The organism is Flagellimonas maritima, assembly GCF_003269425.1.
GTDB classification, from domain to species: Bacteria; Bacteroidota; Bacteroidia; order Flavobacteriales; family Flavobacteriaceae; genus Flagellimonas; species Flagellimonas maritima.
In genome coordinates this window covers 1,120,397-1,133,174 of record NZ_CP030104.1, presented here as the reverse complement: position 1 = coordinate 1,133,174, position 12,778 = coordinate 1,120,397, and the positions used below count along the sequence as shown (strand labels likewise).

Genomic DNA, 12,778 nt, shown 5'->3' with positions numbered 1-12,778 from the left:
AGGCAGTGGTTTTTTTTCAAATTGTCATCTTTGTACTATGAACTTGGTTATAGATATTGGCAACACCTTAACAAAATATGCTGTATTTCATGGTAGGAAGATCATATTTGATGAAAGTTCCACATCAAACTTGTTTTTATCAAAGGTCAAGGAGCTTTTTGAACAATATCCAAAAATTAATCGGGCATTGATAGCTTCAGTAGCTAGTTTAGATGGTAATGAGCTTGACGTTGTTTCACTTTTTTGTAAAGTTCATTTACTTTCCAACGATTCCAAAGTTCCTTTTAAAAATAGCTATGCAACTCCTAAAACATTGGGTACGGATCGTATTGCATTGGCAACTGCCGCCTTTTATCAAAATCCAAGGGGAAATACGTTGGTAATTGATGCCGGTACTTGTATAACATATGATATGGTCAATGATGTTGGGGAATATGTGGGCGGTGCCATTTCACCTGGGGTACAAATGAGATATAGGGCCATGCATGAAATGACCAATGCACTTCCATTGCTTCAGCCAGAAGAGATTTTGGACTTTATTGGCAATTCTACTAAAACCAGTATGCACAGTGGCGTCATAAACGGCGTTTCTTTGGAAATTGACGGAGTTATAAACCAGTATAATTTACGCTTTCAAGATTTAACAGTTATTTTAACAGGCGGCGACTCCCATTTTTTTGCCAACCGATTAAAAAATACCATATTTGCGAATTCTAAATTTCTCTTGGAGGGGCTAAATTACTTGCTGGAATACAACAAACGCTAGATGGTTAAGAAATTTTTGATTGCTTTTTTTTGCGTTGTCGCACACGGCATATTCGCGCAAAACGGTACAGTATCACCTTATTCGTATTTTGGAATAGGAGACTTGAGGAACAGTGGTACTGTGGAAAACCAAATGATGGGGGGAATAAGTATGTATGGCGATAGCATTCATATTAGTTTGCGTAACCCCGCTGCGTACTCAAAATTGAGATTGACCACATACACAGTTGGGCTGTCCCATACCGAACTTAGATTAAAGGATTTTTCTCAGGAACAGAATACATCATTCACCAACTTGGATTACTTGTCCATCGGTTTTCCAATAGCTAAAAATCTTGGACTTGGATTTGGATTGATGCCTTTTTCATCTGTTGGGTATAATTTGACCGATGAAATAGAAGGTGATCCAACCATTACGAACGCGTTTGCGGGGGAAGGCGGATTGAACAGAATTTACCTTTCTTTAGGATATGAGATTATTAAAAATCTAAGTGTAGGAGCAACTGTAAATTTTAATTTTGGAACGTTGGAGTACCAAAGAATCCAGAGCGTGGAAAATGTTCAGTTTGGGACTCTGGACAGGAGAGAATCACGCATCAATGGCTATGATTTTAATTATTCCCTTAATTATACCCCTACCATAAAGGATAAATACACGTTGTACACGTCTGTCATGGTAAACACTCAAGGAAATCTTGTTTCTGAGAACTCTGAGCGCATAGGTTCTTTCTCATTGGTAAACGGACAGGAAATCGAAGTTATCGATGTTGATCTGGATGCTGTTAATCTTAGAAATACCGAACTTAAAATACCAACTAGGACAACAATAGGGCTCGGTTTTGGTGAAAACAAAAAATGGTTTTTGGGCGGTGAATACAGTTTTCAACAGTTTAGCGATTTTCGAAATGATTTCTTGGGAATAGAAAATGTTAATTATAAGGATGCCAGTAGCTTTGCTTTTGGAGGTTACTTTGTACCTGAATATACATCTCTGTCAAGTTACTTTAAAAGAATTACTTACAGAGCAGGAATACGTTATGATGTTACAGGCATAGAGGTCAATAACAAAGAGATTAATGATTTTGGCATAACTTTTGGACTTGGGTTACCGTTGGGCAATTCATTCTCCAATCTTAACCTAGGATTTGAATTGGGAAGAAGGGGCACAACAGATCAGAACCTTATCGAAGAAAGTTATCTAAAATTTAATGTTGGCTTATCTTTAAACGATAGATGGTTTGAAAAAAGAAAAATCAATTGATGTAAGCTTTTTTTTCAAAATCAATAAATAACCACCAATATATGTTTCATTAAGATGATTTTTTCATTAAAATTTGTACATTAACCACTTTAAAATTAGTAAGATGAAGAAGAAATACTACTTGACGATGTTAGCTGTCATTATGTCGATGGGATTAAGTATGGCACAGGCACAAAATCCAGAGTGCATGACAAACCTTTCCATATATGCAGAACATGCAAAAGTCAAAAATTACGATGCAGCCTATGAACCTTGGAAAATGGTCTATGAAAGTTGTCCAGATATTAACAAGGCCAACTTTTCTTATGGAGAAAAAATTCTTTCCCATAAAGTAAAGAACTCATCAGGTACGGACAAAGATGGCTATATTCAAGATTTGATGTCCCTATATGACAATAGCTTAAAATATTTTCCAAATAAGTTCAGTAAAGCAGGAGTGGCCATAGATAAGGCGCTGCTCATGTACGATAATAAAATGGCCTCTGATGAACAGCTTTACACAATGCTGGACAAGGCATTTAAGGAAGATAAAAAGAACTTTAAGAACCCAAAAGCACTCTATCTTTACTTTTCCAGCTTGGTAGATTTGCACAGTGCCAACAAAAAAGACCTTCAGGAAGTATTTGATATTTATGATGATGTTACTGAAAAAGTCGGCGAGGAAAATAAAAAATTAAAAGATGTCGTAAACAAACTTCTCCCCAAAGATTCACTGGGGACTTTAACATCAAAGGAAAAAAGACAATTAAAGGCGGCAACCATAAACTCCAAGTCCTATGGTAAAATTGCTGGTAGCATTGACTCCAAATTGGGTGCTCTTGCAGATTGTGGCAATTTAATACCCTTATACGAGAAAAGCTATGAAGCAAAGAAAGGTGATGTAAGTTGGGTAAAACGCGCAGTTGGCAGAATGTTCTCCAAAGAATGTACTGATGATCCATTATTTAGCAAAATGGTAGAACTGCAAGCCGAGCTTGACCCGTCTGCCGATGTCTATCTTTATTTAGGTACCCTTAAGCAAAAATCGGGAGATAGTAAAGGTGCTATTGCGGATTTTAATAAAGCAGTTGAACTGGAAACGGATTCGTACAAAAAATCCAACATCTTGTATAAAATTGCAACTACGGTAAGAAGAAGCAGTAAATCCCAAGCCAAGAATTATGCACTAAAAGCGATTAATGCCAATTCTTCACAAGGTAAAGCATATTTATTGATAGCCAATCTGTATGCTACCAGCGCAAACGATTGTGGGACAACTCCTTTTGAGAAAAGGGCGATTTATTGGAAAGCAGCTGATATGGCCAGAAAGGCAGGTAGGGTAGATCCATCCCTAAGTGGTCGCGCAAGTCAATCGGCATCAAGTTATGATGCAAAGGCACCTACAAAGGAAATGATATTCAGTTCGGGAATGGCTGGTAAAACAGTTTCTTTCAGCTGTTGGGTCGGGGGTAGCGTAAAGGTACCTAGTTTATAGCGTGAAACAGAAAACAATATATAATTTAAAATATTTTGCCACGGTCTTTACCGTGGCAATCCTTTTTATATCCTGTCAGGACAACTATAAAAGGGTCGGCGAAGAAGCGGTAAAACCAGTTTTTCCACAAGGTATCGCCCAAAATTTTACATTGACCTACACGGAAACTGTCGATGAAATGAATACGGAAGATGAATCTGATTCCAGGGTTATTGCCGTTTTAAGCAGTCCTGTCACTGAGGATTTTGATAATCAAGATTTCAAATATCGTACCTTCCCAGAAGGATTAAAGGTAGACTTCTATGATGAAAAAAATCAAAAAAGTGTGATTACGGCAGATTATGGAATTGTGTACTCACAGACCAACTTGATAGATTTGCAGGGTAATGTTATAATAGAGAGCCATGATGGTAAAAAACTGGAAACCCCACAGTTATTTTACGATAGGGCCAATAATTGGATTTTTACCGAAGAGACCTTTACATACACAAATCCCCAAGATGGTACAATAATGGACGGGGAGGGCATGGATTTCAACAGGGACTTTACTTTCTTTAATGCACATAAAACATATGGTCTCATGACCCTAAAAGAAGAATAAATCATGGGAAAATACTTGAAATATACTGTTTATATCAATTTGGTGATAGGAATATTATCTGCCTTCATGGCTTTTAACTTATGGGGAGTGGATAGAAATAGAGCTTACATTTTTATTTTCTTGGCAGTAATCACAATATTTATGTTTTTCTTTAGAAGACATTACTATAAAAAATTTGAACAACGCAAAAAAGATAGCCAGCAATAATCTTGGACAGTTCATTGATCATTATAATCCTTTCATTGATCTTTTCCGCCTTTTTCTCGGGAATGGAGATTGCTTTTATCTCGGCGAACAGAATCCACATCGAAATTGAAAAAAAGCAAGAAGGCTTTTTTGCCAAAGTATTGACATGGATAACGGAGAAACCTTCTAAATTTATCGCTACAATGCTTATTGGCAACAATATAGCTTTGGTGATATATGGTCTTTTCATGGGGGAGGAACTTATGATATGGTTTCAAAGTCTTGTGCCAACTTCCAATGAGTTCTTAAATTCTTTCTTGACGGATTTCAGTTTACTCTCGCAGACCATAATTTCTACCTTGGTGATTTTAGTTACAGCAGAATTTTTGCCAAAAGTGCTGTTTCAGATATATTCCAATACACTTTTAAAAGCTTTTGCTATCCCAGCGTATATCTTTTATGTTTTGTTTTCGTTCATTTCTTGGTTCGTGATAAAGGTGTCGGACTTTATCCTTCGTGTATTTTTCAAAACTGATGGTGACGAAGTCCAACTCGCCTTTAGTAAAATGGAACTTGGGGATTATATTACAGAACAAATGGAAACTGTGGAGGAAGAAGATGAAGTAGATTCTGAGATTCAGATATTTCAAAATGCATTGGAATTTTCCACTGTAAAAGCTAGGGAGGTGATGGTTCCCAGAACAGAGATTACTGCTGTAGAAATTGACGAAACACCAAAAAACCTTACCAAACTTTTTTCAGAAACAGGGTATTCAAAAATTTTGATTTATAAAGAAAGTATAGACGAAATTATAGGGTACGTTCACTCCTACGAGCTCTTTAAAAAGCCTAAAACGATCAAGAATATTTTACTTCCCGTAGAGTTTGTTCCCGAAACCATGCTAATACAAGATATTCTGAACGTACTGACCAAAAAACATAAAAGCATAGCTGTGGTTTTGGATGAATATGGAGGAACTTCAGGAATTATGACCGTAGAAGACATTATTGAAGAGTTGTTCGGTGAAATTGAAGATGAGCACGATACTACGGATTTGCATGAAGAACAACTTAGCGAAAACGTGTACAAATTCTCTGCACGTTTGGAAGTTGATTATCTTAATGAAAACTACAAGCTCGGGCTACCGGAAAGCGACGAATATGAAACCTTGGGCGGTTTGATCATGAACGAGACGGGAGAAATTCCAGAATTGGATTCCGAAATAAGAATAGATAATTTTCTCTTCCACGTTCTCGAAGTATCGAACACAAAAATTGATTTGGTAAGCGTAAGCGTCACAGGTGAGGATTAAGAATTTCCATCATTGTTTTAGCTTTCCTATTTGAAAAGAAAATGGTATTTTCGCCCACTCAATTTATAGAAAACAAGCAGTAAAATGGCAATATTAGAGAATATTAGAAAACGAACTACCGTACTGATTTTAATTATCGGTCTAGCGTTGTTTGCATTTGTAATATCTGGTGTTTTTACCAGCAATGATTTTGCGGGTACCAAAGTAGGCTCCGCAGTGGCAGAAGTAAATGGGGAAAGTATTTCCATAGATGAATTTAGAAGGGATGTGGAGAATGCATCCAGAAGATTTGGACCTAATTTATCGTCCACACAGTTGGTCAGTCGTGTATATGATCAAAAAGTTAGAGAAGAGATTCTTGGACAACAGTTTGAAGATTTGGGCATAGATGTTGAAAATGATCAGATCGTTGAATTCGTCAAAACTTCAGGTTATGCACAGATTCCTGATTTTCAAGATGAGAACGGCATATTTAATGTAGAAATTTTTAAAAGTGCCATTGCAGATTGGAAAGCAAATGACCCACTTCGTTACGATGCCTGGTTGCAGGATGAAAAGAATATTATACAGTCTGCAAAAGAACGTATGTATTTTAATTTGATAAAAGGGGGTGTGGGAGCAACACTATCAGAAGGTGAGTTTGATTATAAAATGTCCAACCAGAAAGTAGACATTCAATATGTGCGCGTGCCTTACAGTTCTATACCGGATAGCACTATCCAAGTTTCAAAAAAAGAGATAGAGTCCTACATGAACGATCATAAAGAGGACTTTAAGCAGGAAAAAGCAAGGGACGTTCGTTTTGTATATTTTGAGGAAAAAGCATCATTGGATGATGAAAAGGCAGTAGAAAATGCTATTGCCTTACTTCTTGATGACAGTGTTGAATATATTCAAGAAACAAATACTACAGATACTATTGCCGGATTTAGAAACACAGAGGATGTAGCGGCTTTTTTAGATAGAAATTCAGACACAAAGTTTGATACCATTTATAAAGCAAAAAAAGATTTACCGTCAGTTGTGGCAGATAGTCTAATGTCATTAAATGTAGGTGATATATATGGGCCTTATCGGGATGGTAATTTTTTCAGGATTTCCAAGATGATGGACAAAAAGCCTAATGGAACTGTCAAGGCAAGCCACATTTTATTCGCCTATGAGGGTGCAGCAAGAGCAAATCCAAATGTTACCAGGACAAAAGAGGAAGCTGAACAAAAAGCAAAGGAAATTTTAGCAGAGGCAAAAAAAGAGGGGGCTGTGTTCACAACATTGGCAAGGGAGAACTCAGACGGTCCATCCGCACCAAGAGGTGGGGATTTGGGTTATTTCCAAGAAGGTGTAATGGCAGATGCTTTTAATGATTTTGCTTTTGGGAATGAAGTGGGGACCATCGGTTTGGTAGAAACTGATTTTGGTTTTCACGTAATCAAAGTAGATGACAAACAAGATGTAGTGCAGATAGCTACGCTTTCAAGAGAAGTTGAACCCTCGGAAGAAACCGTGAATACATTGTTCACCGACGCTACAAAATTTGAAATGTCCGCTATCGATGCAGAACCAGAATCTTTTAGCACTATTGCAAAAGAGTCTGACCTAACAGTAAGGCCGGTCAATAAAGTAAAGGAAATGGATGAGAATCTTCCTGGCCTTTCCGCACAACGCGGCATAGTACAATGGGCTTTCAATGAAGATACTGAGGTGGGCGCCATTAAGCGTTTTAATATTAATAATGGCTATGCCGTAGTACAGTTGACAAAGAAGTATGAAGAAGGTTTGATGGCTTCAGAAGATGCATCTGCTACAGCATTGCCAAAAATCAGAAAAGAACGTAAAGCAGAAAAGATTATGCTTGCCAATCAGGGCAAAGACATGGATGCTTTTGCAAAGGACAATAATGTTACAGTTTCAAATGCTTCGGCTCTTACCATGAAATCTCCAACAATACCGGGAGCAGGACGTGAACCATTGGTCGTCGGTACAGCTTTTGCTCTCGAAGAAGGCAAAACTTCCAGCTTAATAGAAGGAGAAACAGGCGTTTTTATGTTGAAGGTTACCAAAAAAGAGGACGCTCCAAAAATTGATAACTTCAGTACATATGCAAATTCGCTAAAAACCAATGCATCGAATAGGGTAAACAATGAAGTTTATAATGCGCTAAAAGAAAAAGCGGATATTGAAGATAAAAGAGCTACGTTTTACTAGAAGCAACGAAACAACCAAAAAGTATGAAGCCTCCAAAATGGAGGCTTTTTTTTACGTTTTTAAAGTACCATATCAATAAATGGAACAACAGTTTCAAACCCTTTTGTTCTAAAATAACTTGGAACATCTGCATCGCCAGTTACCATGATAAAATCCCCTCCCCATGCACCGAGACTTTTCATGGCTCCTTCAAAATCAGGAAAAAATTTGGACTTTACAGTTTCCAACCCCAATACTTTGGACAAAATGTCTTCATGCAGTAGTATTAAGGATTCAAACTCTGGAAGAGTTGCCGTATTCACCAACTTTTTGGTAATATTAGAAACTTCAGTAATCAATTCATGACTATTAAACTGCTGTTTCCTATACGTTGCAATAGCCTCTTTGCTGCTTTGCTTTTGATTGAGATGGACAAAGTATATTGAATCTGCAAAAGGAGGATGAAATGTTACTTCTTCAACCTTAGGCACATTGTTTTGTTTTTGATACAGAATCGCTCGGTCGTGCTGTGCGCAAGCTATATCATATCCACTGCCGCCAAAGGCATTCCATAGCAATCGATATGCGTCCACTTCTGCCCATTGGGCAATATTGTTTATGAGTGTGGAAGAGGTGCCCAGTCCCCATATTTGTGGAAAAGTAAGTTTGGTTTCCACCTTTAAACCCAATGAATTCTCCAAGAATTGGGAATTTTGTGATTTGGCTTCTGTTAATAAACCTTGTAATGTTTCGGCAACGTTTATATCTGTAGTGTCGATTACCTTTAGATTTTTTATATCGAAACTTCCATTAAACCAAGCGGCGTTGGTTTCGTCAAAACTTTCCCACTCTAAAAATCCTGTATTTGTTATGGTCGCTTTTAAGGATTGCCCAAATTTTGTTGGTATTGCAAGGCTCAAGGCACCATCCAAGACAACATACTCACCTGAGAGCAATAACTTTCCATTACTGTAAAATTCTTTTTCCATTAGCTGGCCTGAATCTTCTCCAAAGCTTCCCTAACAGAAGCGTTGGTAACTGTTTTATCCTTAAAGTAATCCACAAGCTGCTGCTTTTCGTTTTCCGTTGCGCCCATTTGGTTGAGCATGTTGAGCAAGTGCATTTTCATATGTCCTTTTTGTATGCCCGTGGTAACCAAAGAACGTACTGCGGCAAAATTTTGCGCTAGGCCCGCTACCGCAATTACTTGCATCAAATCTTTAGCCGTCGGATTTTGTAAAATCTCCATAGCTAATTTTACCAAGGGGTGAAGTGAGGTTAATCCTCCTACCGTACCTAAAGCTAAAGGTACTTCAATCCAAAATCTGAAAACACCATCTTCAATGCTGGCATGGGTTAAACTAGAATAGCTTCCATCTTTTGCGGCATATGCATGAATTCCTGCTTCCACGGCCCTAAAATCGTTTCCTGTAGCGAGCACCACGGCATCGATACCGTTCATGATACCTTTGTTGTGGGTCACGGCCCTGTAAGGTTCGGCTTTTGCAATTTCCACGGCCCGAACCATTTTTTTTGCAAACTCCTTGGATGATATGGTTTCTCCAAGCAGTGTTTCGACCGGGCAGCTCACTTCCGCCTTTACCAAACAATTGGGGACATAGTTGGATAATATGCTCATGACGACCTCAATGGCCTTTTCTTCATCGGTGAAGTTAGTGTAGGAAGCGGCACTTTCTTGCAACGTTTTTGCAAACTGTTCCAAACAGGAGTTGATAAAGTTTGCACCCATAGCGTCCAAGGTCTCAAAAGTGCAGTGCAATTGATAGTAGCCTTCAATTTTACAATTAAGGTCCCTAAGTTGGATGTCGCTGATACCTCCGCCACGTTTTTCCATACTTTTAGTAATGGAAGCAGTGTCCTTATAAAATTCAGGTTTTATGGTATTGAAAAATTGACGCAGTTTAGTGCTATCGCCATTAAAAATAAAATGAACTTGCCCTACTTTTTCCGTACCTAGTATTTCGGCTTTAAAGCCGCCACGTTCCAACCAGAATTTGGCAGCTTTGCTCGCTGCCGCAACTACGGAGCTTTCCTCGATTGCCATGGGAATGGCATATAGCTTTCCGTTGATCAAAAAATTCGGTGCTACGGCAAATGGTAGGTAATAATTGGAAATCGTGTTTTCTATGAATTCATCGTGAAGCTTTTGAACGGCCGTGTCATTGTTCCAATACCGTTCCAATATTTTTTTTGATTCCTCGGGATTTTTGGTGTAATTGGTTACTAACCAGTCAATTTTTTGATTTTTGGAAAGTTTGGAAAACCCTTCGACAGGAGTGCTCATAATGTTTGGTTAAAGGCCTCAAATATAAGGATATTGAAGCTTTTGGCTTTTGTTCGATTACGATCGGTTTTTTAATTCTCATTACAATCGTAATATCAATGTGAACTCATTAAACTTTTATTGAATGTCCGTTTTTTGTCATGATATAGTTTTGTCGTCATGCTGAACTTGTTTCAGCATCACATAATAGTTTCAGATCAATATTTTGTGATGGGACCCTGAAATGAATTCAGGGTGACGATTAGTTTTATGAATGATTACGACAATCAGAAATTTATTGCTTTAAGGCAAAAATCAGTCATTTTATGTCCATTTGAAGTCATTCTTTTTGCATCCGTCTGAACGGAAGCGTAGGCAGCATGGCTACAGAATGACAAAAATCGGTGCAATAAGCCAATTTTTAGCAAATGGAAAAAGTTTAAATGAGTTCAATTGAAAAAGTTTAAATGAGTTCAGTATATATTCTGAATAAATATTAGTAAACTTGATGGTTTTTAATCAATTTTTTACTTCATGAGAAAACAGTTCCTTCTGTTCTTGTTCACTTTCGGATTTTTAACCATAACTATAGCACAAAAGAAAAAAATTGCCTTGGAAGATATCTGGGGCGGTACATTTAGGGCCGAATATATGGACGTGCTCCGTTCCATGAAAAATGGGGAACAATACACTATCTTAAATTTTGACCGTTCGCCACGCTCCAGTAGCTTGGACAAGTATGACTATAAAACTTCGGAAAAAATAGAGACCATTGTGGCCTCTTCGGAAGAGGTTCCCTTTTTTAGTTCTTATACGTTCAGTGCCGATGAATCCAAAATAATACTTGCCACGGAAACCGAAGCAATATTCAGGCGTTCAAAATTGGGAATCTTCTACGTTTATGATGTGGCCAGTAAGGATATCGTTAAGATTTCGGATCAGAAAATCCAAGAACCCTTGCTTTCCCCAGATGGTTCAAAAGTAGCATACGTGCGGGACAATAACCTGTATGTATTTGAAATAGCGGCAAATAACACAAAGCAAATTACAACAGATGGTACTAAAGGAACTATAATAAACGGGGTTACGGATTGGGTATACGAAGAGGAATTTGCCTTTGTACGCGCCTTTGATTGGAACAGTGACGGAACCAAGATTGCATTCCTACGCTTTGACGAAACAAACGTGCCCCATTTTTCAATGGACGTATATGGTCAGGAACTGTATCCCTATCAGCATGAGTTTAAATACCCCAAAGCAGGAGAGGAAAATGCTAAAGTTTCATTACATATGTATGATGTGGCTTCAGGAAATAGATCGGACATTAATTTAGGAGATGCCTATTACGTACCTAGAATAAAATGGATGAACGATCCCAATCATTTGAGCGTTCAAACCCTTAACCGCCATCAAAACCATTTAAAACTTCATGAGGTCAATGCAAAGGACAATACAGTCACAACATTGATTGAAGAGAAGGACAATGCATATGTTGATGTCACGGATAACCTCACTTTTTTGGCAGATGATAGTTTTATCTGGACCAGTGAAAAAGATGGTTATAACCACATCTATCTTTACAATGAGGATGGAAAGTTAATGAACCAGGTAACCCAAGGAGAATGGGAAGTGACCAACTATTACGGTTACGACCAAAATGAGGATAGAATCTATTATCAATCTACGGAAAACGGCTCCATAAACAGAGATGTATACAGTATTGGAACGAATGGCAAGAAAAAGAAAAAGCTGACAACCAGAACAGGTACCAATACAGCTGATTTTAGTGCGAACTACACCTATTTCATCAACACATTTTCTGATGCTACCACACCGTATCAATACACGCTGCACAAGGCCGAAGATGGAGAAAAAATAAAAGAAATCAAGAACAATTCCATCTTGGATAATAAATTGGAGGAATATGAATTAAGCCCAAAAGAATTCTCTACCATCAATATTAATGGGAACGATTTGAATATGTACATGATCAAACCTGCAAATTTTGATAGTACAAAAAAGTATCCACTTTTTATGTTTCAGTATAGTGGACCGGGTTCGCAGCAAGTAGCAAACAGATGGTTGGGCTCTAACGATTATTGGCATCAATTATTGGCTTCGGAAGGTTATATTATAGCTTGTGTAGATGGCCGTGGCACGGGATTGAAAGGTCGTGACTTTAAAAAGGTCACCCAAAAAGAATTGGGAAAGTATGAGGTTGAAGACCAAATCGCCGCTGCAAAAAAACTGAGCGAACTACCGTATATCGATGAGAACAGAACTGGTATTTGGGGCTGGAGCTATGGAGGCTTTATGTCCACCAATTGTTTGTTAAAGGGTAATGATGTCTTTGAAATGGCGATTGCCGTGGCACCAGTAACTTCTTGGCGTTTTTACGATACCATTTATACGGAACGTTACATGCAGACCCCGCAAGAAAATGCTAGCGGATATGATAATAATTCTCCGTTCAATTATCCGGAACTCTTAAAAGGAAAATATTTATTGGTGCACGGTTCTGGCGACGACAATGTACACGTGCAGAATACCATGCGCATGATCGAAGCGTTGGTACAGGCCAACAAACAGTTTGATTGGGCCATTTATCCAGATAGAAACCACGGAATCTATGGCGGAAATACACGATTGCACCTCTATACCAAAATGACCGATTTTATCAAAGCAAACCTGTAACCTAACACAATAAATA

At 38.1% G+C, this 12,778-nt stretch carries 9 protein-coding genes; 7 read left to right on the top strand and 2 right to left on the bottom strand.

Annotated features, from left to right (window positions below):
* The first annotated feature begins 37 nt into the window (after window positions 1–37).
* The 6 genes from HME9304_RS04945 (at window position 38) to HME9304_RS04915 (ending at window position 7,805) form a co-directional block, all read left to right on the top strand.
* A complete protein-coding gene (locus tag HME9304_RS04945) occupies window positions 38–766 on the top strand; it encodes a type III pantothenate kinase (RefSeq protein ID WP_112377527.1) in 729 nt (242 codons plus the stop codon).
* A complete protein-coding gene (locus HME9304_RS04940; RefSeq protein WP_112377526.1) occupies window positions 767–2,026 on the top strand; it encodes a BamG family beta-barrel-assembly machinery protein in 1,260 nt (419 codons plus the stop codon).
* A 103-nt stretch (window positions 2,027–2,129) separates the two neighbouring features.
* A complete protein-coding gene (locus tag HME9304_RS04935) occupies window positions 2,130–3,500 on the top strand; it encodes a hypothetical protein (RefSeq protein ID WP_112377525.1) in 1,371 nt (456 codons plus the stop codon).
* 1 nt (window position 3,501) lies between these two features.
* Window positions 3,502–4,101, top strand: a complete 600-nt coding sequence (gene lptC, locus HME9304_RS04930; protein WP_112377524.1) for an LPS export ABC transporter periplasmic protein LptC — start codon at window positions 3,502–3,504, stop codon at window positions 4,099–4,101.
* 209 nt (window positions 4,102–4,310) lie between these two features.
* Window positions 4,311–5,600, top strand: a complete 1,290-nt coding sequence (locus HME9304_RS04920) for a hemolysin family protein (RefSeq protein WP_112377522.1) — start codon at window positions 4,311–4,313, stop codon at window positions 5,598–5,600.
* Window positions 5,601–5,684: 84 nt separating this feature from the next.
* Entirely contained in the window at window positions 5,685–7,805 is a 2,121-nt protein-coding gene (locus HME9304_RS04915; RefSeq protein ID WP_112377521.1) for a peptidylprolyl isomerase, read from the top strand.
* 59 nt (window positions 7,806–7,864) lie between these two features.
* Here HME9304_RS04915 and HME9304_RS04910 read toward each other — a convergent pair whose 3' ends face one another.
* Window positions 7,865–8,773 (bottom strand): GYDIA family GHMP kinase, encoded by a 909-nt coding sequence (locus tag HME9304_RS04910; RefSeq protein ID WP_112377520.1) that lies wholly within the window; start codon window positions 8,771–8,773, stop codon window positions 7,865–7,867.
* Window positions 8,773–10,089, bottom strand: coding sequence for a hydroxymethylglutaryl-CoA reductase, degradative (locus tag HME9304_RS04905; protein WP_112377519.1), 1,317 nt, complete (start codon window positions 10,087–10,089; stop codon window positions 8,773–8,775). The genes HME9304_RS04910 and HME9304_RS04905 overlap by 1 nt, the downstream gene beginning before the upstream one ends.
* Before the next feature lie 513 nt (window positions 10,090–10,602).
* On the opposite strand from HME9304_RS04905, the gene HME9304_RS04900 reads away from it, so the two are divergent.
* A complete protein-coding gene (locus HME9304_RS04900) occupies window positions 10,603–12,762 on the top strand; it encodes a S9 family peptidase (RefSeq protein WP_112377518.1) in 2,160 nt (719 codons plus the stop codon).
* The last annotated feature ends 16 nt before the right edge of the window (window positions 12,763–12,778 follow it).

Coding starts and splice junctions, on each gene's coding strand:
- HME9304_RS04945 (WP_112377527.1), top strand. CDS start 38: ATGAACTTGGTTATAGATATTGGCAACACCTTAACAAAATATGCTGTA.
- HME9304_RS04940 (WP_112377526.1), top strand. CDS start 767: ATGGTTAAGAAATTTTTGATTGCTTTTTTTTGCGTTGTCGCACACGGC.
- HME9304_RS04935 (WP_112377525.1), top strand. CDS start 2,130: ATGAAGAAGAAATACTACTTGACGATGTTAGCTGTCATTATGTCGATG.
- HME9304_RS04915 (WP_112377521.1), top strand. CDS start 5,685: ATGGCAATATTAGAGAATATTAGAAAACGAACTACCGTACTGATTTTA.
- HME9304_RS04910 (WP_112377520.1), bottom strand. CDS start 8,773: ATGGAAAAAGAATTTTACAGTAATGGAAAGTTATTGCTCTCAGGTGAG.
- HME9304_RS04905 (WP_112377519.1), bottom strand. CDS start 10,089: ATGAGCACTCCTGTCGAAGGGTTTTCCAAACTTTCCAAAAATCAAAAA.
- HME9304_RS04900 (WP_112377518.1), top strand. CDS start 10,603: ATGAGAAAACAGTTCCTTCTGTTCTTGTTCACTTTCGGATTTTTAACC.